This window comes from Actinacidiphila guanduensis (genome assembly GCF_900103985.1).
Lineage (GTDB): Bacteria > Actinomycetota > Actinomycetes > Streptomycetales > Streptomycetaceae > Actinacidiphila > Actinacidiphila guanduensis.
Window position 1 is genome coordinate 51868 of record NZ_FNIE01000003.1, and the last position, 22167, is coordinate 74034.

A 22167-nucleotide genomic window follows, 5' to 3' on the forward strand; every position below is an offset into this window, starting at 1 on the left:
GTTGCTTCCTGGGCGGCCGACTGCGCCGACTGCTCTTGGGGGCTCCCCGCCCGACCCCCCGGCAGGGCATCGCCGGTCCGGCCCTTGAGCGCGAGCGGCGCTCGTCCGTGGGCGGTCCCGGGGGTCAGGGGTGGAGCAGCGTGGCGGGGTTCACCGTGGCCAGGTGGGTGGCGAGTTCGGCGGCGGCCTGCCTGATGCGGGTCGGCAGGTCGGCATCGTCCGGCCGGTCGGTCCAGCGCTCCAGGGCGGTGCGGAAGACGGCGACGCCGGCCTCCGCCAGCAGCGTCGCCTCCGACGCGGCGCAGCCCCGGTCCCGCAGCGCGTCCGCCACCGCCTCCGTCGCGGCGGCGAACTTGGTCCGGCCCCGTTCCTGCAGCTCCGGGCTGGCCCGGACGACCGCGCGGCGCTGCGCGGCGAGGGGGGCCTGGTCGGTCAGGGCGCCGGCGGCGTCCACGAGCGCGGCCAGAAGGGCCTCGAAGGGAGGGAGGGTGTCGTCGGCGGCCCGGACGGACCGGGCGAGGTCGGCCGGGAGCCGGTCGGACCCGGCGAACAGCACGTCCCGCTTGTCCGCGAAGTAGCGGGAGAACGAGCGGCGGGTCAGCCCGGCCCGCTCGGTGATCTCCGCGACGGTGACGTTCTCGTAGCCGCGTTCGAGGAACAGCTCCAGTGCTGCGTCGCGGAGCCGGTCCTCGGCGTTCGGGTCCCATCGCGGCATGGTCACCACTTTAGCAGTGATGTCTCAGTGTGTCGTCATGGGTGCTAGGGTGACGACTCAGTGAGTCATCACCGTTCGAGGAGCAGGAGTGGGCACCATGGATCTTTCCGGGCAGCGCATCGTCGTCATCGGCGGCAGTTCGGGGATGGGACTGGCCACGGCCCGCGCCGCGGCAGCGGCAGGAGCGGCGGTCACGATCGCGTCGAGCAACCAGGGGCGCCTGGAGGCCGCGCTCGCGCAGCTGCCGGACGCCTGCGACGGGACCGTCGTCAACACCCGCAACGAGGCGGAGGTGGCCGCCCTGTTCGACCGCGTCGGCGAACTCGATCACGTGGTCTACACCGCCGGGGACACGGTGCGCCCGCAGCCGCTGGCGGACGTACCCCTGGAGGCCGCACGGGAGTTGCTCGAGGTCCGCTTCTGGGGGGCCGTCGCGGCGGTCAAGCACGCGGCGGGGCGCATCCGTTCGGGCGGCTCGATCGTGCTGACGTCCGGAACGGTGGCCGTCCGCCCCGCACCCGGCACGGCGCTCGCGGCCGGCGCCGCCGCGGCCATGGAGGGCCTGACCCGGGGGCTGGCCGCCGAACTCGCCCCGATCCGCGTCAACGCGGTCCGGCCGGGAGCCGTCCGCACCCCGCTGTGGGACGCGGTCCCCGAGCCGCAGCGTACGGCGCTGTTCGGGGCCCTCGCCGGCAGGACGCTCACCAAGTCGATCGGCGAGGCCGGCCAGATCGCCGCGGCGCACCTCTACCTGATGGAGAACCGCTTCGTCACCGGAACCGTACTCACCGTCGACGGAGGCGCCCTCCTCGCCGGCGCCTAGGCCGACAGGTCCCGCCTGGCCGCCGGGCCCCGGAACGCACGCCCGCCGCACGGTCGGACCGAAAGCGTCGCTGTGTGACGCAGGTCTCAAGCCGCGCGTGCAGCAAATGAGGGCGCTACGGAGTCAGTGGGGGGACAGGAAGGGAGGAGCGGTGTGGCTCCGGCTGGGAAATGGAATCCGCTGCGCGGTCGTTCCGGAACGGAATCGGCCGAAGCGGGAACGGCGAAGGCGGTGGAGGATTTCCACTCCTTCGTCGAGACCCGATCGGCCGCTTTGTTCCGCGCGGCCCTGGTCCTGACCGGCAGCCGCGAGGCCGCCGAGGAACTGGTCCAGGAAACCCTGGAACGCACCTGCCGCCGTTGGCGCACCATCGCCGCGAAAGACGCTCCGGACGCCTATGTGCGGCGGATCATGGTGAATCTCGCCAACGACCGGTGGCAGCGGTTCCGCCGTGTCGTACCCCAGCAGGACACCGGTGACGACCGGCCCGCGCCGGGGGACGACTACGGACGCGTCGATGCCCGGGACGAACTGGTCCGTGCGCTGCAACGCCTGCCGATGGGCATGCGGACCGTCGTGGTACTGCGCTATTTCCACGACCTCTCGGACGCCGAGATCGCCGAGGACCTGCGGATATCACCGAGTTCCGTACGGTCCCAGCTCACCCGGGGGCTGGAAAGGCTCCGGGCCCAGTTTCCCGCACTCTCCGAAACTTCGACGCCATCGCGGCCCCGGAAAGGAGCCAGTACCGGATGACCGGCTACGTTTCCCCGCCTTCCGACGGCCGCGAGGGTGACGCCCACCTCGCATTCTTCGAACAGGAACTGGTAACCGCCATGAACGAGTTCGCCCGTACCGCCCCCGTGCCGCACTTCGACGCCGCGGGCATCAAGAGCCGCACCCGCCGCCGGCGGGCCGGCTTCGTCGCCGCGGCCGCCGCGGTCCTCATCGCGGCCGGCGGCGGCACCGCCCTGGCCACCGTAGGCACCGGCTCGCACACCGCGCGGCCCGCCGCCACCACGACCACCCCGGCCAAGGGCAACGTCACCACCGTGCCCTACGTCAAGCCGTTCGACATCGGCGGCATGGACCTGGCCGACGCCACGCAGGCGCTGGGCCAGGCGGGCCTGAAGCCCGGCACGATCACCCACGCGGCGGTCGACAACTGCAAGCCGGGCTCGGTCATCGCCGTCTCCCCGCTCGCACCGGCGGTCGTCCACGCCGGCGACCACGTCGACCTCACCCTCTGCGGCTGACCACCCCGAGCCGAGCGGCGCCCCCTCCCCCAGGGGCCGCCGCTCGGCCTTTTCCACCACGGTCCACCAGGCTCCGCCACAGCCGGAACACAGAACGGTCATGGGCGAGTTGCCGGACGCAGGCCCCAAAAGCCGTGATCAGCGCATTGGTTGACCGCCGCGGGGGTGGCGTGAGGGGGATCACAGGGGTGGGCCGGGTGGGGGCGCAGCGGGAAGGAGGGCCGGGGGCGTCTGGAGGATGGGCGGGGTTGAGCCTCGCGCCCATGGGACAGACGTGACAGAGGAGTTACCCGTTGCAGCAGCAGACCCCACCGCCGCTCGGCCGGCAGGCCGCAGAGACGTACGACGGCACCCGCGGCGGTACCGGCAACGGCACGGGCAACGGCCTGCGCGCCGACACGCCGGCCACGGGCCGCCGCAGGCGCCCGCTCCTCCTGCTCACCCTCCTCGGCGTGGTCGCCGCCGTGGGCGTCGCCGTCCTGCACCACCCGGGCGGCGGCGCCACCGGCGCCAAGGCCCCCGCGCCGACCGCCACGCACACCGCTCCCCGCCCCTCCGCCACGCAGCCGGCCACCGAGGCGCCCCCCGGGGACGGGCTCCCCGAGTCCGGCCCCGGCACCTTCGTCACCGCGCGGGCGAGCGGCAAGGTCGTCGGCCGCGGCCCCAAGCCGCTGCGCTACATGGTCCAGGTCGAGAAGGGCATCGACATCTCCCCCGACCGGGCGGCGCAGGAGATCGCGGGCATACTCGCCGCCCCGCGCGGCTGGACCCACGACGGCACCTCCTCCTTCCAGCTGGTCAGCTCGGGCCGCTACGACCTCAAGGTGCGCATCGCCACCCCGAAGACGACCGACGACCTGTGCTGGGCGGGCATCCACCAGGACACCGGCGGCCAGTACGACTGCGAGGTGCCCGGCGGCGTGGTGGTGAACCTGCGGCGCTGGGTCGAGGGCTCCCCCACCTTCGACGGCCCGATCCACGACTACCGCGCGCTGATCATCAACCACGAGATGGGCCACTTCCTCGGCCACCAGCACGTGACGTGCCCGGGCCCCGGAAAGCTCGCCCCGGTGATGATGCAGCAGATCAAGGGCCTGAAGGGCTGCGTCGCCAACGCCTGGCCCTACGACACGCACGGCCACTACGTCACCGGGCCGCCCGAGCGCTGAGGCGTCGCCGCCCCGAGGTCTGCGCGCGGCCCGGCCCGGGGCCGCGACGGCGATCGCCGAGCAGTCCCTTCCCCCCGGGGTCTGCGTGCGCCCTCCCGGCGCGGGCAGGCGAAGGGCGTGCGCCTACGCCCTGCCGGCCGGCCGCCGGCAGCGAAGGAAGGGAGCGGCATGTCCGAGAAGGTGTCCGATTACGTACTGCAGCGCCTGCGCGAGTGGGATGTCGAGCGCGTCTTCGCCTACGCCGGGGACGGCATCAACGGCCTGCTCGCCGCGTGGGGCCGCGCCGACAACACACCGGAGTTCGTCCAGGCCCGGCACGAGGAGATGGCCGCCTTCGAGGCGGTCGGCTACGCGAAGTTCTCCGGAAAGGTCGGCGTGTGCGCCGCGACCTCGGGGCCCGGCGCGATCCACCTGCTCAACGGCCTGTACGACGCCAAGCTCGACCACGTGCCCGTGGTCGCGATCGTCGGCCAGACCAACCGCAGCGCGATGGGCGGCAGCTACCAGCAGGAGGTGGACCTGCTCAGCCTCTACAAGGACGTGGCAGCCGACTTCTGCGAGATGGTCACCGTGCCCGAGCAGCTGCCCAACGTCCTGGACCGGGCGATCCGCACCGCGTACGCCAAGCGCACCGTGACCGCCCTGATCATCCCCGCCGACGTGCAGGAGCTGCCGTACTCCGCGCCCTCGCACGCCTTCAAGATGGTGCCCTCCAGCCTCGGCATGTCGCACTCCGCGCCGCAGCCGGCGCCGCAGGACATCGCGCGGGCCGCCGAAGTGCTCAACGCGGGCGAGAAGGTCGCGATCCTCGTCGGGCAGGGCGCGCGGGCCGCCCGCGCGCAGGTCGAGCAGGCCGCGGACGCGCTGGGGGCAGGTGTGGCCAAGGCGCTGCTCGGCAAGGACGTGCTCCCGGACGACCTGCCCTACGTCACCGGCTCCATCGGCCTGCTGGGCACCCGGCCCTCGTACGAGATGATGCGCGACTGCGACACCCTGCTGGTCATCGGGTCGAGCTTCCCTTACACGCAGTTCCTGCCCGAGTTCGGGCAGGCGCGGGCGGTGCAGATCGACATCGACCCCTTCATGGTGGGGCTGCGCTACCCCTTCGAGGTCAACCTCGTCGGGGACGCCGAGGAGACGCTCAAGGCGCTGCTGCCGCACCTGAAGCGGCGCAGGCACGGGGCGTGGCGGGCGAAGATCGAGAAGGACACCGCCCGCTGGTGGGAGGTCATGCAGCGGCGGGCCGCGGTGGACGCCGACCCGGTCAACCCGGAGTACGTCGTGCACGCGCTGGACGCCCTGCTGCCCGACGACGTGATGCTCTCGGCGGACTCCGGCTCCTCGGCCAACTGGTACGCCCGCCACCTGCGCATCCGCGGCGCCATGCGCGGCTCGCTGTCGGGGACGCTGGCCACCATGGGCCCGGGGGTGCCGTACGCGATCGGCGCGAAGTTCGCCCACCCGGACCGGCCGGCGATCGCGCTGGTCGGCGACGGCGCCATGCAGATGAACGGCATGGCCGAGCTGATCACGGCGGCGAAGTACCGGGACCGCTGGCAGGACCCGCGCCTGGTGGTCGCGGTGCTCAACAACCGGGACCTCAACCAGGTGACGTGGGAGATGCGGGCCATGGCCGGCGCCCCGCAGTTCCTGCCCTCGCAGGCCATCCCCGATGTGCCGTACGCGGACTTCGCCCGCTCGATCGGCCTGGACGGGGTGCGGGTGGAGGAGCCGGGTGGTGTGGTGGACGCCTGGCAGCGGGCGCTGGCCGCCGACCGGCCGTTCGTGATCGACTTCCGCACCGACCCGGCCGTACCGCCGATCCCGCCGCACGCCGACCTGGATCAGATCGAGGCCGCCGCATCCTCGGTGCTGCAGGGCGACAGCGACCGGGCGGGCATGGTCCGGCAGGGCTTCAAGGCCAAGGTCCAGGAGATGCTGCCCGGCCGCCGGCACCGCGAGGACCGGCCGGGGGCTGAGGAGTGACCGAGGACTGACCGAGGACTGGCCGGGGGCCACGTGGTGATCAGGGACTGACCGCGGGCTGAACCCGCAGCCGGCCGGGGCGCGCGAGTGCCCCGGCCGACGCATGCCCGGCGCCGCCCGAGGGGCACGGACGCGAGGGCGAATTACCCCTTGTGTGCCGGGGGTTGCGCAGCGTGCCCCGTGGGCTCACACTGCATCGTCGGCGTCGAGAGGGGCTGGTCGGTGTGGTGGTGCGGATGTGCGTGGAGAAGCGGGCCGCGGGTACGACGGCCCTGTTCGCTGACGCATTCCTTGTTGTCATGAGCCTGACACACGCGCGTTACACCGCCGCCCTTCCGGCGGACTCCGCCGCGGCCGGGACGCCGCCGGCGCCCCGCGTCGCCCTCCCCTGAAACGCGGCCGCCCGAGGCGTGCCCCTCTCGGGGGAGGGGGCGCGGGCGGGCGGTCGAGGTCGAGAAACCCTCGGTCACCTACCAAGGAGAGTCCTATGCACCTGCGCGCACGGCTGTCCGCTTTGGGCATCGCGGCACTGGCGGCGATCCCGCTCACCGTGCTCGGCCCGGCGGCGGCCTCGCACGCCGCGGCCTCGCCGGCCAAGGCGGTCCGCTCCTGCACCACCGCCAAGGCCGGGTACGCCTCCTGTCAGGCGCTCGTCCGCACCGACGTCACCGGCACGGTTGCCCCCGCCGGCGCCAAGCCGGATGCCGCCACCCCCTCCGGCTTCGGCCCCGCCGACCTGCAGTCGGCGTACAACCTGCCCTCGGCCACCGCGGGTTCGGGCCGCACGGTCGCGATCGTCGACGCCTACGACGACCCGACCGCGGAGGCCGACCTCGGCGTCTACCGCAGCCAGTTCGGGCTGCCCGCCTGCACCACCGCCAACGGCTGCTTCAAGAAGGTCGACCAGAACGGCGGCACGAGCTACCCGCGCAAGGACGGCGGCTGGGCCCAGGAGATCTCACTCGACCTCGACATGGTCTCGGCGATCTGCCCCAACTGCCACATCCTGCTGGTGGAAGCGAGCAGTTCGTCCTTCGCCAACCTCGGCGCGGCGGTCAACCGCGCGGCGGCCACTCCCGGTGTCGTCGCGATCAGCAACAGCTACGGCGGCTCCGACGCCTCCGACGCCACCTACGGCTCCTACTACAACCACCCGGGCATCGCGGTGACCGCCAGCTCCGGTGACAACGGCTACGGCGCGAGCTACCCGGCGTCCTCGCACTACGTCACCGCGGTCGGCGGCACCTCGCTGAGCAAGGCGTCCACCTCGCGCGGCTGGAGCGAGACCGCGTGGAGCGGGGCGGGCAGCGGCTGCTCGGCCTACAACACCGCGCTCAGCGGCCAGGCGTCCTTCGGCACCGGCTGCGCCAAGCGGGCCGAGGCCGACGTCTCGGCGGTCGCCAACCCCTCGACGGGCGTCGCCGTCTACGACAGCACGGCCTACCAGGGCTACGTCGGCTGGATGGTCTTCGGCGGCACCAGCGTCTCCTCGCCGGTCATCGCCTCGGTCTACGCCCTGGCCGGCAACACCGGCTCGATCGACAACAACTACCCCTACACGCACTCCTCGTCGCTGAACGACGTCACCTCGGGCAGCAACGGCAGCTGCACGACCAGCCAATGGTGCACCGCGCGCACCGGCTGGGACGGCCCGACCGGCCTCGGCACGCCGAACGGAGTCGGGGCGTTCTGAGCGGACCGCCCCGCACGCGGCACGTCCACAGCACGTCCGGGGCAGCGTGACCCCCACCGCGGGGCCGGAAGGAACTCCTTCCGGCCCCGCGGCCGTTGCTGCGGGGCGCGGCCGCGGGTGACGGGGTGCGGGTTGCGTACGGGCAGGTGCCGGGGGGCGGAGTGCGGATGCGCGGTGCTGGGCCGATTGCCGCTCAGGGGCGGGTGATACCCGGCTTCGGTCCCGACGGGGGCTTCGTGGCCGGGGACTTCGTCACCGGCGCCTTCACCACGGGCGCCGTCGTGGAAGTCGGGTCCGCCGTGGGGGACTTGGCGGGCGGTGTCCGGACCGCGGACGGTGTCGCGGGGGCCTGCTCCGCGGTGGGGCTGTCCGCAGGGGCGGAGGAGGAGCCGCCCGCCGCCGGGTGGGCGGGGTGCGAAGGGTGAGCGGGGTGCGCGGGGTGGCTGGGATGGGCGGGGGGCGAGGCGGGGGGTGAGGCGGTCTGCTCGGCGCAGTAGTCCGCGATGCGGTCCGTACCGCCGGCTGCCACGGCCAGTTCGGCGGCCACCGGGGCCGCCGGGCTCCTGCCGTGGTCCACGGCCGTCAGATACGCCTGACACAGCCCCTTCACGCCCGGCGGAACCGCCCGGCCGGTCGAGGGCGCGCCGGCCGAGGGCGACGGCGGGACCGTACCGACGGGCGTGCCGGTGCCCGCGGACGAAGGGGTGGGCGAGCCCGAACCGCCCCGAGGGCTCGCGCTGTTGCCCGCCGCGGCCGAGCCGGAGGAGGGCGGCGCCACGGTGCCGGAGCCGAACGGGTGCGGCAGGTGGCCCTGTTGGGCCGCGACGGCGACCCCGCCGAGCGCGAGGACGGCGACCACACCGCCGGCCAGCGCCCCGCGTCTGCACCGCCGCCTCGCCGTCCGGGCCACGGCACGCCCGCCGCGGCCGGCCGAGGGGCGGGCGGCGACCGCGTCCCGGAAGGCGTCGAGCACGGCCTGCTCGTCGCCGGGCCGCCCGGGCAGCGGCTCGGCGGCGGCGGCCAGCAGCCGTGCGAGGGGCGCGAGACGGTCGTCGGAGGGATCGGCCCCGTCGGCCGCCACCCCGCCCCGCAGCAACCGCTCCACGTCCTCGGGCCCGATCTCTCCCCCGGCGGCGCCCGGCCCGGCCTCCCTGCGCCCACTCCCTGCGTCCGCACCGAACTCCCCCGCGGACGGGGCCGATTCGCCGCCTCCGGACGACGCCTCGCGCGGCAGTCCGGGCCCTTCGCGACCGGACTCCGCCTCGGAGGCCGCCGCTCCGGCACCCTCCGCCGGCACCTCGCCGGCCCCGGCGCCCCCAACGGGCACCGCCGGTCCGCCGGCATCCTGCCGAACCCCGCCGGATGCCTCGCCCGCGCCCTCGCCGCCCGGCCCGCTGGACACCCGCGGCGCCGCGGCCGGTCCGGTGCCCTCCGCCGACGGCTCCGGCCGTGCCCGGCTCGGGGCCGCTTCGGCGGGTGCGTCCGGCACCCCGGGCACGAAGCCGCCCTGCGGCGGGGCGCCGTCCTCCCCCGCGGGGACCCGCGGGGCGGCGGGGCCGGGGGGCCGTGGCGCGGCGCGGTGGTCGCCGTCTCGGCTCTGGCTCATCGGTTACTTCTCCTCGGCGCCGCGCAGGCGCTCCGACAGACGTTTCAGGCCGCGGTGTGCGGCGGTGCGGACGGCGCCGGGGCGCTTGCCCAGCACCTCCGCGGCCATCGGGCCGTTCAGGCCCAGCACCACTCGCAGCAGCACGGCCTCCGCCTGGTCCTGCGGGAGTTCGGCGATGAGCGCGAGCGCCCGCTCGGTGGACAGGTTGTCCAGGGCCAGGCCCTCGGAGTCGGGTCCGGTGGTGCGTTCGGCGACGCCCTCGTCCAGCTCCGTGGTGCGCGGGCGGACCTTGGTGCGCCGCATGTGGTCCAGCGCCCGGTGCCGCGCGATGGTCGCCGCCCAGCTGCGGAAGGAGATCCCGTCGCCGTGGAAGCGGCCGAGGTCGCGGACGATGTCGTGCCAGGTCTCGGAGGCGATGTCGTCCGCGTCGTCGCCGACGAGTCCGCGCAGGTATCCCAGCAGCATGGGGTGGACGTCCCGGTAGACGCGGCCGAAGGCGGTGTGGTCGCCGTGCTGGGCCAGGGCGACGGCCTCGGACAGCTCGGCCTCGTCCATCCTGCGGTGCCGACGCAGCTCCGCTTTCCCCACCACGCCCTCTTCGTACTCGCCGGTCAGCTGCGGTGGCCGGTGCGCGCGCACCGGCGCGGGGTCCTGCGAGCACCCCGCCGGCCCGGCTCACACCAGCGCCTGTCCCGCCACCGAGAGGTAGAACAGCCGCAGGCTGTCCTCGGCACCGTTCCGGTACCGCTTCACCGCCTTGCCGAGCGGGTTCCACACGCGGCCGTCCCGCGTGCGGATTCCGAACGGCTGACCGAAGATATCGCGCTGAGCGGGGTCGAAGTCCACCCACTGCGCCCCGATACCGCGGACGAGCACCTGCCCGGTGTAGGCGCCGAAGCCGGTGAGGAAGGGCAGCAGCGCCTCTTCGGGCGGCCCCTCGCGGCGGATGCCGTCGATGATGCGGTCCACCAGCGCGAGGCTGGCGGGCGTGTAGTCCAGCCGGATCCGGGCCCCTTCCCGCACCGTGGCGACCGCGTCCGCGGCCATCCGGGGCCCGCGGACCTCTGCCCGCGGAACGCTCGGAGCATGCGCGACCTGCTGGTCCATAGACGCGTCCCTTCCGGTTGTCCAGGCGAGGCCGTCCCCCGCGGGTGGGACGGCAACCAACGCAAGCGCAGCGACCACGGAAAACGTCACACCCCGGGTGCCGGCGGCCTTTTCCGGCGCCTTGTACGCGTCCTCGCCGGAGGTTCGCAGCGGCCCTCAAGTTCAGCCCGTGACGGCCGGGTCGTACGACGCCGGAGGCGTCCGGCACCCGCTGCCGAAGCCGCCCGCGCGGCGGCCCGCGTCACCGGCGGCCCGCACGTCCGCGCGCGCGGGCCGTCGTGGGGGCCGGGGCGGGGAACGGCGAGCGGCGCCGGTACGGTCGGGGACCGTACCGGCGCCGCTCGTACCGGCCGGGGCCGTGGGATCAGAGGTGCCGCTGGGCGCCCTTGCGGCGGAAGCGGATCACGACGCCGCCGGCGAGCAGGAGGACGGCCGCGATGCTGATGCCGGTCACCGAGGCGCCGGTGGAGGCGAGGCTGCCGCCGCCGGAGGTGCCGGAGCCGGACGACGCGGCGGCCGCGGCGCTCGCGGAGGACGAGGCGCCGCCGCTCTGCGCGGGCGCCGTGCTCGCGCCGCCGGAGGACGAACCGGCGCTCGTGGTGCCGCCGTTGTCACCGGTTCCGCCGGACGTGCCCGCGCTGGTGCCGCCGTTGTCGCCCGAGCCACCGGTGGTGCCCGCGGTGCCGCCCGAGGCGCCGCCGGTGCCGCTCTGGTCGCCGCAGTCGGTCCAGAAGACCTTGTGCTTGGCGGCGCCGTGCTCCCCGTCGAAGTTCCACTCCAGCTTGTAGTGGCCGTCGGGCAGGGTCATGTCGGCGGTGCGGCCGTGGCCCTGGGCGTCCAGGGTGATGGAGCCCTGCGTGATGTCGTTCTTGGACCCGGTGGGCGGTATCCCGACGATCTTGTACGAGGCGGCCTGGCTGCCGTCGAAGTAGAAGGCGTCGAGGTAGAACGTGCACACGTGCGGCTCGTTGCGGACCAGCTCCTCGCCGGTCTTCGCGTCATGGATCTTGATGGTGCCGTTGTCGCCCGGGGCGTTGTTCGCCGCGGCGAGAGGTGCGAACAGAGCGGTGGCGGCGACGGCGACTGCCGTGGCGCCGACCGCGGGGAGGACACGCATGGACCTACCAACCTGCTGGAATCGGGCGGGGGGAGGCGCCAAGACTTCCCAGAGCGCCGCAGATCCCGTCAAGTCGGTTGGCATAGCGGGGCAATTCCCCCATCCCCGGCGGCACTCGGCACTCTGCCGCCCCACCGCCCTCAGCCGTCGGTGACCAGCCGCCGCTCCACGTCGGGGGAGATCGGGCCGCCGGGCTCCCGGCGGCCGTCGGCGGATGTCGTCATACGACGCCTTCCGCGTACTCCGCGAGTTCGGCGTCGTCGGCCAGCGCGGGCGACTCGTAGTCGCGCCGCCCCGCCACCACCCACCAGATGCTCGCCAGCAGCAGCACCACGACGAGCGCGATCGGCGCGTAGTTGAACGACGAGACGGTCACCAGGTGGTGGGTCGGGCGGGTCTGCGGCAGGCAGAACAGCACGGTGACGAAGAGCACCCAGGCCACGGCGGTCCAGCCGATCAGGGTGCTCCAGCGGCCCAGGTGCCAGGGGCCGCGCTGGAAGCGGCGGCCGGCCCGCAGCCGCAGGTAGATCGGGATGGCGTAGGCGGGGGTGATGCCGATGACGTTGATCGCGGTGACGGCGCCGTAGGCGACCGTGCTGTAGAGGGCCGGCAGGGCGAGGACGGCGGCGACGGCGACGGCGAGCCACACCGCGCGGGTCGGGGTGCCGGTGCGGCCGCTGACCCGGCGCCAGGTGCGCGAGCCGGGCAGGGCGCCGTCCCGGGAGAAGGCGAAGACCATCCGGGAGCAGGCGGCGACCTCGGCGTTGCCGCAGAACAGCTGGGCGATGATCACCACGATCAGCAGCGCCTTGGCGCCGCCGGAGCCGAGGGCGTCCAGGAAGATCTGGGCGGGTGGCACCCCGGTGGCGCTGCCCTGGGTGCCGGCGTAGTCCTGGATGGCGTAGGTGAGGCCGAAGAGCAGCACGAAGCCGGCCAGCCACGACCAGCCGATCGCGTGCACGATCCCGCGGGGCGCGCTGACCTGCGCCTTGGTGGTCTCCTCCGACAGGTGCGCGGAGGCGTCGTAGCCGCAGAAGGTGTACTGGGCCAGCAGCAGGCCGACGAGGACCACGTACCAGTTGTGCGACCAGCCGGTGTCGTTGACGAAGGTAGTGAAGACGAAGTGCGGCGACTGGTGGTGGTCGGGGACGATCATCAGGGCGCCGACGATGGCGCCGACGCCGGCCAGGTGCCACCACACCGAGACCGAGTTGAGCAGGTTGACCAGCCGGACGCCGAAGAGGTTGAGCACGGCGTGCAACAGCAGGATCACCAGGTAGATCAGCATTGTCCTGCCCGCGGTGGGCTGGAAGCCCCACTCCAGGTTGGCGAAGGCGCCGGTGAACAGAGCGGCGCCGTAGTCGATGCCGGCGATGGCGCCGAGCAGGCCGAGCAGGTTCAGCCAGCCGGTGTACCAGCCCCAGCGGGGGCCGCCGAGCCGATTGGCCATGTCGAAGAGGGCGCCGCTGGTCGGATAGGCGGAGGTGACCTCGGCGAGCGCCGAGCCGACCAGCATCACCATCGCGCCGACCACGACCCAGCCCCACAGCATGACCGCGGGGCCGCCGGTGGACAGGCCGAACCCGTAGAGCGTCATGCAGCCGGACAGGATGGAGATCACCGAGAAGGAGATGGCGAAGTTGCCGAATCCGTTCATCTTCCGGCTGAGCACCGGCTCGTAGCCGAGTTCGCGCAGCAGGCCGTCGTCGTCCAGCCGCGAGGCGGCGGGCACGGGGTCGGCTTGGGACATGAGACACCTTCCGTCAACGCTGGGATACAGATGAACAAGTCGACAATGCGGGCGTACGGGGCGGCCGGTCGCTCCCAGTGCCCGAACCGCTCCTGACGGCGCGTTTCCGGGCCGGCCGGGGCCGGTCGGGGCCGGTTCCGGGCTGCCGTGCGCTGTCACGGGGCCGGCGGTCACGGCCCGTCGCGTGAACCTCCTGCCACGGACAGGCACTGGCGCCTGGCCTTGATGAACTCCTCCATGCCGGACCCGGGGTCGTTCGGGTCGGCGGCCACCACCTGCCAGGGCTGGGCGGTGGCGTGGGTGCCGATGGCCCGGAAGACGCGGGCCGCCTCGTCGTAACGGCGCCCGGCCCACAGCGCGTGCGCGAGGTGGTTGAGGTCCAGCGGCGAGCAGTCGGCCGGGCGGGAGCGCTCGAACCAGCCGCGCAGCGCCCGCTCGACGTCGGTGGTGAGCGGCTCGCGGGTCCACTGGGCGCGGCCGATCGGGTCGTAGCGGCCGCGCTCGCGCTTGTCGCGGTAGTGCTGGGCGTAGGCGTACATCGGCAGCACCAGCAGCGGGGAGGCGGACTCCATCTCCACCCACGTGCTCACCCAGTGCGCGAAGTTGAGCGCCTGCGCGGGCCCGGCGAGGCGCGCCCGGAGCAGGAACTGCAGCATCCGGTGGTGGCCCTCGCGGTTGAGCGCGTCGCGCCGCTGGACCTCCTTCAGCAGCCGCCAGGGGCCGGGCGGCAGCATGTCCTCGGGGGCGGGCATGCGGTGCTCGTTGAGCAGTTGGGCGGAGTCGACCTGGGCGAGGGCGAGCAGGCAGACCCAGGGGACGGGGTCCGCGGGGGCGGCCCTGGCCGCGTCCCACACGGCGGCGCGGGCCTGCTCGGCGAGTTCGGCGGCGTCCTCGTGGCCGGAGCGGTGGGCGCGCAGCACCCGCTCGGTGCCCACCCGCGAGCGCATCATCAGCGCGTCGGCGCTGGCCGGTTCCTCGGCCAGCCACTCCTTGACGACGTGGCTGCGCGCGGCGGCCGCGGCCAGCACCTGGGAGCGCGAGGTGCGCAGGCCCCACTGGTCGCCGGTGCGGGCCAGCAGGTTGCGCATCGGCACCCAGCGGCCGATCCGCACCTCCTCCAGCGCGATGCGCAACTCCCCGTCGGCGCCCGCCGGATCGAAGGAGGGCGTGAAGTCGCCGCGCCCCTCCGCCCCGTCCTTGCCGCCTCTTCCCCCCCAGCGCAGCGCGCTCATCGCCGGCAGGCCCGCGGCGGCCGCACGCCGGGCCGTCTGCCGTGCCGCCTGCCGGAGCGCTGCGGACGACGGCGGTCCCGCACGGCGGCCCGGCGGGCGCCGATGGGCAGCTGGGGCATCGCTAACCTCAATGCAGAGTAGGCACGCTCCCGGATCGTCCCTCGGGAGCCCGGACCGGGGTACGAACCGTAAGCGGTTGAACGCGGTCCGCACAGCATCCGGTCAGAACCACACCCGCGCACATCTCAGCGGTGATATCACTGGCGTAGTACCCGGTCACTTCTCTCACTCGGGTACCTCAGCGGAGGAGGGCTCTCGATGGCCGACGAGGACGGACGCCGATGCGCCGTCTGCGGCTGCCGGCTGAGCCGGTACAACGACGCGACCGCGTGCGGCGCGTGCGAGCGCTCCCGGCGCAGAGTGTCGGCTCCCCGCCGACAGACCATACCGGACCAGCTGTGGCGTGATCCCGAAGTCCAGGGCGCCCTGCGGGAGATGGACTTCGGCCGGCTGAGCCGTCTGGTCAGGGAGCGTACGGGACTGCGGCAGGAGGATGTCGCCGCGCTCACCGGAATCCGGCAGTCGTACTTATCCGCGCTGGAGTCCGGGACGCGGCGGCTGACCAACATCGAGAAGGCGCTGCACTTCGTCCACGGCTTGGGGGTGCCGAACGCGTTCTCGCCGCTGCAGGGGGCGGGGGGCGAAGCGGAAGGCCCCGAGGGCGACGCGGCACCGCGGGGCGCGCAGGGCCTTGCGCGCCCCGCGGGCAATGGGATCGAGGGCGGCGGGGCCCCGGCCGAGGAGGCCACGGCGGGCAACGGCGCTTCGGCGGCGGGGAGTTCGAGCGAGGACGTCGGCGGGGCGGCAGTCGTGGCCCCCGAGGCTTCTTCCGACGGTGCCTCAGCACCCGTGTCAGGTGGCGCCGGACGGCGCAGGGGCACCGCCGCGCGCGGACGGCGCTCGCGCGCGGGAGCGCCTGCGGGCGAGGCCGGTACGGCGTACGGGACCGCGCCAGGAGGGCCGGAATCCGTGGGCACGCGGGATGCACTTGCGCGCGGAGGAGTTGCCCCGCAGGAGCCGCGGACGGCTGCGGCAAGCAGTGGGGAAGCCGGGGCGGTTACGGGGCTCGGTGCCCCAACCACCCGAGGAGTCGCGGGCTTTGCGGGGGCAGCCACCGGAACCGGTGAGCCCGGCGCGGGGGCTCGGGCGACCGGGGGCCTCGCTGATGCAAGCGTCGCGGGCGTGACGAGCTTTACGGAGGCAGCCACCGGAACCGGCGAGGCCGACGCGCAAGCTACGGCCGTTGCGGGGCTCGCTGACTCAACCGCCGTGGGCGCCACAGGCCTTGCGAGGGCAGCCACCGGAACCGGCGAGGCCGACGCGCAAGCTACGGTCGTTGCGGGGCTCGCTGACTCAACCGCCACGAGCGGCGCGGGCTTTACGGGCACCGCCGGAAACTCCAGGGAGGTCATGGGAGTTGCCGCCTCCGCGTGGGCCGATCCGATCGCCATCGCCCGCGGAGCGATGAGCATCGCCGCCGTCAACACCGACGAGGCCACGCTGACCGCGCTGCGCGGCGCCCTGGAGGAGATCGTCGACCGCTACGAGGCCGAGGGTCCGCTGCGGCTGGCCCCGCGTGCGGCCGAGGTGCTGAGGGTGCAGCTGGACCTCCTGGCCGGGCGCCAGCACCCGCGCCAACGGCGGGAGTTGTACGCCCTGACGGCCAAGTGCTCAGGGCTGCTCGCCTATATGGCGGTCAACGTCGGGCGGCTGCCCGCGTCAACGGCCTATGCCGCTCAGGCGCTGCAGCTCGCCGAGGAGGCCGAGGACCGGGCGCTGGTGGCGTGGGTGCGCGGCACCCAGTCCCTGGCGGCGTACTACGCCGGGCGCCACGAGGAGGCGCTCGACCTCGCGCACGCCGGCGTCCGGGCGGCGCCGGACAGCCCGCAGGCGATCCGATTGCTGTCCAACGGCGTGGCCCGCGCGGCGGCGCGGCTCGGCGACCGTACGGCCGCGGAACGGGCACTGGACCAGGCGCTCGCGCTCACCGAGGAGTTCGCGTCGCCGCCCGGGCTGACCGCGTGCATCTCCTTCGAGCCCTACGGCCGCGCCCGTACCCTGGCCAACGCTGCGACGGCGCACCTCTCGCTGGGCGACCCGGAGAAGGTCTTCGCCTACGCGGAGGAGATCGAGGCCCACGTCACGGGCTCGGACTCCCCCTGGAGCCAGGCCCTGGTCACCCTCGACGTCGCCGCCGCCCACCTGCACACCCCGCGTCCCGACCTCGAACACGCCCTGTCCCTGGCGCAGTCGGCGCTGAAGACGGCCGCGGACCATCCCATCCGCTCGGTGGTCCAGCGCGCCGAGGAACTCCTCGCCCTGACCGACAGCCGGCCCACCGAGCCCGCGGTCCGCGAGTACGCGGACGCCCTGCGCGTATGGCGCCAAGGCAGCGCTTCCCACGTGGCGTTGAGCCAAGTCAGCGCGGGCATGGCCTGACCGGCCCGCGGCCCGAAGGTGGCCGACGCGGACCCCCGCCAACGGTTACGGCCCGCACCCTCCCGCCCAACGCGGCGCCGTGACCTGCCGGTTCACACGCCCACCGACCTCCACCGACCGCCTACCGCACGGCCACGAGTGCCACCTGGGCACGCCCACAACCCCAGCACCGGGCAACGGCGTTCACCCTGCGTGCTCGGCCCCGCGGCACGGCTCGACACCGCGTCCCGCGCTCACCTCGGCAACCCTCGCCCCGATCAATGCCGTTCGCCCCGCGCGCGGGCAGCACGCAGGGGACGGGGGCAAGCCGCGGCCGCGGGCTGCCGCGGCGTCCGCGTCGGGCTGCCGCGGAGCCGCACCGCACAACCGTCGCTGCCACGGCGCCCGCTCGCCGGGCCGCGGTTCGGCTCGGTCTCAGGCCGACAGCCGCGTCTGCTCCGGTTCTTGGGGTGCGGCGGCCGCCGCGGCCAGGGTGTCCGTGGACAGGCCGAGGGCGGCGGCCAGGGCGACGATCGTGAAGAACGCCGGTGTCGGCGCCCGTCCCGTCTCGATCTTGCGCAGCGTCTCCGCCGAGATCCCGGCCGCCGCGGCGACCGCCGTCATGCTGCGTGCACCGCGTGCCTCCCGCAGGAGGGCGCCCAGCCGCTCACCGCGCGCCCACTCCTCGGGGGTCAGGGGATTTCTCACCATGGACGTGATACTAATACCGGGATAGCAATCCGGTATTGTAATGGGGAGGCAGCGGGCATGGTGGAGATCAAGACCGACGCGGCGCTGGAGGCGATGCGCGAGGCCGGGCGGGTGGTGGCCGGGATGCTGGCGGCCGCGCGCGAGGCGGCCGCCGTGGGGGTGAGCCTGCTCGAACTCGACGCGGCGGCCAGGGAGGTCCTGACCCGCGCGAAGGCCCGCTCGCCGTTCCTCGGCTACCAGCCGTCCTTCGCACCCAGCCCCTTCCCCGCCGTCATCTGCACCTCGGTGAACGACGCGATCGTGCACGGCATCCCGGACGGCTACCGGCTCCGCGACGGCGACCTGGTGAGCGTGGACGCCGGCGCCGAACTGGACGGGTGGACCGGGGACGCGGCGATCTCGTTCACGGTGGGCACCCCACGGCCGGAGGACGTGGCGCTCATCGCGGCGACCCAGCGGGCGCTGGACGCGGGGGTGGCCGCGGCTGTCGTCGGCCACCGCATCGGCGACATCGGGCACGCGGTCGGCGCCGAGGCGAAGCGCGCGGGCTGCGGGCTCCCGGCGGACTTCGGCGGCCACGGCATCGGCCGGCAGATGCACGAGGACCCGCACGTGCCGAACCGGGGGCGTCCCGGCCGGGGCTTCCCGCTGCGCCACGGCCTCACCCTCGCCATCGAGCCGATGCTGCTCTCCGGCGGCCGCGACACCTACACCACCGCCCCCGACGGCTGGACCCTCCGCACCACCGACGGCACCCGCGCGGCCCACATCGAACACACGGTGGCCATCACCAACAACGGCCCCCGCATCCTCACAGCCCTCTGAGCCGCGGCATCCGCTACGAGCCCCACCCCGTCTGCCCCGCCGGCACACTCCCGGACCACCCACCGGTGGGGTGCTCTTGGCACCCCGGTCGTACGGCGGCGTCCTGCGCACGAAGGGTCAGCCGTATAGGGGCGCGGGGAACTGCGCGACCAGCCGTCCACCGGCCGGTGGTCCGGGACGGACCGGGCTGCCCCTTCGGGCAGGTGGCGAAGCGTAAGACCGCTCCAACTGGGCGCGCAGTTCCTCCCCCAGGGCTTCGCCTGGGACGTGCCCCCAGCGCCCCTATCTGGCCGCACGCAGTGCCCTGCCGCGAAGCGGCACCCTCCGCGCCGGGCAGGCGCAAGCCCCGCGTGCGGACGGCGCCCACGAAGGACCCGGTGCAGGGTGCCCCTGCGTACGGAGCCCACGAGGAACCCCCCGTACTAAGCAACCGCGGCATCGGCGATCTGCTCCGCCGCCGGCGACAACCGCGGAGCGACCAGCGTGGTCGCCAGCGCGAGCAGCATGAAGCCCGCGGCCACCAGCAGGCCCCGGTGGAAGCCCGCCACCAGCGCGTCGGTGGGTGAACTGCCCGCCGCCGCTTCGGCGTTCGCCTTGGACGTGGACAGCGTGCTGACGATCGCCAGGCCCAGCGCCCCGCCGACCTGGTTGAAGGCGGTCACCACCCCCGAAGCGGCGCCCGCCTCCTCGTGCGAGACGTCGACCACCGCCGCGATCTGCGCCGGCACGGCGAGCGAGGTGATCCCCGCGCCGAAGAGCACCAGCCCCGGCAGCAGCCCGCCCGCGTACGACCCGTGCGCGCCCGCCTGCGCCAGCAGCACCAGCCCGACGACGCCGAACACCGCCCCCACCATCTGCACCGGACGGGTGCCGAACCGCGTCACCAGCGGTGTGGCCGCTCCCGCCCCCGCGATCGCGGCGGCCCCCATCGGCAGGAACTCCACGCCCGCGTGCAGCGCGGACCCATGCCTGACCTGCTGCAGGAAGATCGCGGTGAGGAAGAACATCGACAGGAACCCGGCCCCGTCGAGCGCGAGCGCCCCGCCCGCCGTGCTCAGCGCGCGCGACCGCAGCAGCCGCAGCGGCACCAGCGGCGCCTCGGCCCGGGACTCCACGACGACGAAGCCCGCCAGCATCACCACGCCCCCGGCCAGGCAGCCGACCACCTCGGCCGAGGCCCAGCCGACCGGCTCGGCCCGCACCACGCCGTAGACGAGCGCGAGCAGCCCGCCGGTGCCGAGCAGCGCGCCCGGCAGGTCGAAGGAGCGGCCCTCCGCGCGCGGCGGGAAGTGCCGGACGATCAGCGGGGTCGCGGCCACCAGGGCGATCACGATCGGCACGTTGACGATGAAGACCCAGCGCCAGGTGAAGGAGTCCACCAGCACCCCGCCGGCGACCACGCCGAGCGTGCCGCCGAGGCCGGCCAGGCCGCCCCAGACGCCCATGGCGATGTTGCGCCGCCGGCCGTGCTCGAAGGTGACGGTGAGGATGGACAGCGCGGCCGGCGAGAGCAGCGCGCCGCCCAGGCCCTGCACGGCGCGGGCGGCGACGAGCAGCCCGGAGGACTGCGCCAGGCCGCCGGCGAGCGAGGTGACGCCGAAGAGCGCGAGGCCGGCGACGAAGACGCGGCGGGCGCCGAGCAGGTCGGCCGCGCGGCCGCCGAGCAGCAGGAAGCCGCCGAAGACGAGGGTGTACCCGCTGATCACCCACTGCAGGCTGTCGGTGGAGAAGTGCAGGTCGGACTGGATGTCGGGGAGCGCAACGTTCACGATCGTCACGTCCAGGACGACGATGAACTGCGCGAGGGCCAGCACCGTGAGGGTGGCCCAGGGGCTGCGTCGCATGGAGTCTCCGCAGGTAGATGGGGTCAACCGGTGCATACGGCGTATGTGTACGGCGTATGCTTACGACCGACACCATACACGTGGTGTGTACGCCGTACACCATCCGGCGGGTACGGCGTCCGAGCGGCCGGACCACCCGGGGCGGCTGCGTACGATGGAGGCCCCACGAGCGAGGCGGAGGACCGGACCATGGCCGCGCAGAAGCGCCTGAACCGCGACGACGTGGTCACCTCCGCGCTGGCCGTCGCCGACGCCGAGGGCCTGGACGCGGTGACGATCCGGCGGGTCGCCCAGCTGCACGGCGTCACCCCCATGGCGCTCTACCGGCACTTCCCCGACAAGGAGGGGCTGCTGGCGGCCGTCGCCGAGAAGCTGCTCGCCGAGACGCGGCTGCCCGAGCCGGACGACCGCCCCTGGCACGAGCAGTTGGGCGATGTCCTCACCGGGGTGCTCGACGCCCTGCGCGCGCACCCGAACGCGGCCGGGCTGCTGCTCTCCGACATCATGGCGAGCGACCCGGGCCTGGCCCTGGTCGAGCGGATCCTCGCGCTGCTCGCGGAGGGCGGGCACACCGTGGACGAGGCGGCGATGACGGGCAGTCAGGTCCTCGTGACCCTGGTGACCATGGTGATCAGCGAGCCGGGCCGTGCCCTCACCGACGACCCGGAGGCGCACGAGGCGTCGGTGCGCGCCCGGCGCGCCCGCCTCCTCTCCCTCCCCCCGAGCCGCTACCCCCACGTGGTGGCGGCCGCCGACGCGCTGGCCGAGTGCACCAGCGAGGAGGCCTATTACCACCGCGGCCTCACCATGCTCCTCTCCGGCCTGCGCACTCTCCCCACCGCCCCGCACCCGTCGGTCCACGCCTGAGCCCCTCCCCCACCCCACCGCGCCGGCGGAAATCCCCTGGCGGGCGGGCGGCGTGAGGCGGCAGGGTGGCCGTCATGAGCGAGAACTACGGTGAGACCGCGCTGCCCACCCGCACCTTCGGCTGGAAGGACATGTTCGCCCGCCCCGAGGAGGACCCCCGCAGCGACGGCGGGTTCGTCGGGGAGCGCGACACCCTCCTCGGGTATCTGAACGACCAGCGGCTCACCTTCCGGCTCAAGTGCGCCGGGCTGGACGCCGCAGGCATGGCGCGTCGGTCGGTACCGCCCTCGACGCTCTCGCTGCTCGGCATCCTCCGCCACCTCGCCGACGTCGAGCGCTACTGGTTCCGCAAGGTGATGGCCGGCCAGGACATCCCGTGGCGGTTCCGCACCGACGAGGACCGCGACGGCGCCTTCACCGGGGCCGTGCCCGACCCCGAGGTGGTGGCCGCCGCCTGGAACGGCTGGCGCGAGGAGGTCGCCGAGGCCGACGCCCTGGTGGCCGCCGCACCCGACCTCGGCGCGGTCCACCCCGACAAGGGCGGCCCGATCACCCTGCGCGAGATCCTCGTCCACATGATCGAGGAGTACGCCCGCCACAACGGCCACGCCGACCTGCTGCGCGAGTGCGTCGACGGCCGCGTCGGCCAGTAGCACTCCGGCACCCACCGCCCGCAGCGCCCGTTGCGGAAGCCCAACGCCCTTTACCCGCAGGCCCCTTGGGGGCGCCCGACACCCGCCGCCCCACAGCCGCGGCCGCCCGCCCCGCGAGGCCGGACGAAACCGCCCGGTAACCATCGCGGCCGCCCGCCGTACAGAGAATTCATCCGAAGTACCTGCCACGGCCTCATCTACGCGCGTATCTTGAGGCCGCGGCAGGTCGCCGGTGCCCCGCGCGGGGTGCGGGACTGCCGCCCCGTCAACCTCCGCACCGCACGAAGGAGATCACCCCAGGTGTCGCACTCCTCTGGGGCCGACCGCCCCGCGAG

Annotated in this window: 19 protein-coding genes and 1 pseudogene; 11 read left to right on the forward strand and 9 right to left on the reverse strand. The window is 74.1% G+C overall.

Annotated features, from left to right (window positions below):
- Positions 1–124: 124 nt before the first annotated feature.
- Positions 125–715, reverse strand: a complete 591-nt coding sequence (locus tag BLR33_RS06595; protein WP_093783759.1) for a TetR/AcrR family transcriptional regulator — start codon at positions 713–715, stop codon at positions 125–127.
- 97 nt (positions 716–812) lie between these two features.
- Here BLR33_RS06595 and BLR33_RS06600 point away from each other — a divergent pair, with 97 nt between their 5' ends.
- The 6 genes from BLR33_RS06600 to BLR33_RS06625 all read left to right on the forward strand — a co-directional run bounded on the left by BLR33_RS06600 (position 813) and on the right by BLR33_RS06625 (position 7642).
- Positions 813–1538 carry an SDR family oxidoreductase gene (locus BLR33_RS06600; protein WP_093783760.1) on the forward strand — a complete coding sequence of 242 codons (726 nt, stop codon included), beginning with the start codon at positions 813–815 and terminating at the stop codon, positions 1536–1538.
- Between the two features lie 231 nt (positions 1539–1769).
- On the forward strand, positions 1770–2294 hold the full coding sequence (locus BLR33_RS06605) for a SigE family RNA polymerase sigma factor (RefSeq protein WP_407639655.1): 525 nt from the start codon (positions 1770–1772) through the stop codon (positions 2292–2294).
- Positions 2291–2794 carry a PASTA domain-containing protein gene (locus tag BLR33_RS36680; RefSeq protein ID WP_093783344.1) on the forward strand — a complete coding sequence of 168 codons (504 nt, stop codon included), beginning with the start codon at positions 2291–2293 and terminating at the stop codon, positions 2792–2794. The genes BLR33_RS06605 and BLR33_RS36680 overlap by 4 nt, the downstream gene beginning before the upstream one ends.
- 293 nt (positions 2795–3087) lie before the next feature.
- A complete protein-coding gene (locus tag BLR33_RS06615) occupies positions 3088–3963 on the forward strand; it encodes a DUF3152 domain-containing protein (protein ID WP_245771223.1) in 876 nt (291 codons plus the stop codon).
- A gap of 168 nt (positions 3964–4131) precedes the next feature.
- Positions 4132–5949 carry a thiamine pyrophosphate-requiring protein gene (locus tag BLR33_RS06620; RefSeq protein ID WP_093783345.1) on the forward strand — a complete coding sequence of 606 codons (1818 nt, stop codon included), beginning with the start codon at positions 4132–4134 and terminating at the stop codon, positions 5947–5949.
- A gap of 487 nt (positions 5950–6436) precedes the next feature.
- Positions 6437–7642: a S53 family peptidase gene (locus BLR33_RS06625; protein ID WP_093783346.1), complete on the forward strand. Its 1206-nt coding sequence runs from the start codon at positions 6437–6439 to the stop codon at positions 7640–7642.
- A gap of 193 nt (positions 7643–7835) precedes the next feature.
- Here the strand turns inward: BLR33_RS06625 and BLR33_RS06630 are convergent, their stop codons facing one another.
- From BLR33_RS06630 to BLR33_RS06655, 6 genes are all read right to left on the reverse strand, one after another.
- Positions 7836–9248, reverse strand: coding sequence for a hypothetical protein (locus BLR33_RS06630; RefSeq protein WP_093783347.1), 1413 nt, complete (start codon positions 9246–9248; stop codon positions 7836–7838).
- Positions 9249–9251: 3 nt separating this feature from the next.
- Entirely contained in the window at positions 9252–9803 is a 552-nt protein-coding gene (locus tag BLR33_RS06635; protein ID WP_093783763.1) for an RNA polymerase sigma factor, read from the reverse strand.
- A 120-nt stretch (positions 9804–9923) separates the two neighbouring features.
- Positions 9924–10355, reverse strand: coding sequence for a hypothetical protein (locus BLR33_RS06640; protein ID WP_093783348.1), 432 nt, complete (start codon positions 10353–10355; stop codon positions 9924–9926).
- Between the two features lie 364 nt (positions 10356–10719).
- Positions 10720–11472: an LPXTG cell wall anchor domain-containing protein gene (locus tag BLR33_RS06645; protein ID WP_093783349.1), complete on the reverse strand. Its 753-nt coding sequence runs from the start codon at positions 11470–11472 to the stop codon at positions 10720–10722.
- Between the two features lie 220 nt (positions 11473–11692).
- Positions 11693–13222: an amino acid permease gene (locus tag BLR33_RS06650; protein WP_093783350.1), complete on the reverse strand. Its 1530-nt coding sequence runs from the start codon at positions 13220–13222 to the stop codon at positions 11693–11695.
- Positions 13223–13392: 170 nt separating this feature from the next.
- Complete coding sequence (locus BLR33_RS06655) at positions 13393–14454, reverse strand: hypothetical protein (protein ID WP_245771224.1); 1062 nt, start codon at positions 14452–14454, stop codon at positions 13393–13395.
- A gap of 495 nt (positions 14455–14949) precedes the next feature.
- Between BLR33_RS06655 and BLR33_RS35895 the strand changes: the two are divergent.
- Positions 14950–15111: pseudogene (locus tag BLR33_RS35895) on the forward strand (helix-turn-helix domain-containing protein); the annotation flags it as partial.
- Positions 15112–15924: 813 nt separating this feature from the next.
- Positions 15925–16953 carry a tetratricopeptide repeat protein gene (locus BLR33_RS35090; RefSeq protein ID WP_176930163.1) on the forward strand — a complete coding sequence of 343 codons (1029 nt, stop codon included), beginning with the start codon at positions 15925–15927 and terminating at the stop codon, positions 16951–16953.
- Positions 16954–17367: 414 nt separating this feature from the next.
- Here the strand turns inward: BLR33_RS35090 and BLR33_RS06665 are convergent, their stop codons facing one another.
- The gene (locus tag BLR33_RS06665; RefSeq protein ID WP_093783351.1) at positions 17368–17643 is read right to left on the reverse strand and encodes a helix-turn-helix domain-containing protein; all 276 of its coding nucleotides are present in this window, start codon (positions 17641–17643) and stop codon (positions 17368–17370) included.
- A gap of 57 nt (positions 17644–17700) precedes the next feature.
- Between BLR33_RS06665 and map the strand changes: the two genes are divergently transcribed.
- Entirely contained in the window at positions 17701–18468 is a 768-nt protein-coding gene (gene map / locus BLR33_RS06670; RefSeq protein ID WP_093783352.1) for a type I methionyl aminopeptidase, read from the forward strand.
- A gap of 422 nt (positions 18469–18890) precedes the next feature.
- On the opposite strand, the gene BLR33_RS06675 is transcribed toward map, so the two are convergent.
- On the reverse strand, positions 18891–20312 hold the full coding sequence (locus tag BLR33_RS06675) for an MFS transporter (RefSeq protein WP_093783353.1): 1422 nt from the start codon (positions 20310–20312) through the stop codon (positions 18891–18893).
- Positions 20313–20501: 189 nt separating this feature from the next.
- On the opposite strand from BLR33_RS06675, the gene BLR33_RS06680 reads away from it, so the two are divergent.
- Complete coding sequence (locus BLR33_RS06680; protein WP_093783354.1) at positions 20502–21179, forward strand: TetR/AcrR family transcriptional regulator; 678 nt, start codon at positions 20502–20504, stop codon at positions 21177–21179.
- Between the two features lie 74 nt (positions 21180–21253).
- A complete protein-coding gene (locus BLR33_RS06685) occupies positions 21254–21832 on the forward strand; it encodes a DinB family protein (RefSeq protein WP_245771225.1) in 579 nt (192 codons plus the stop codon).
- The last annotated feature ends 335 nt before the right edge of the window (positions 21833–22167 follow it).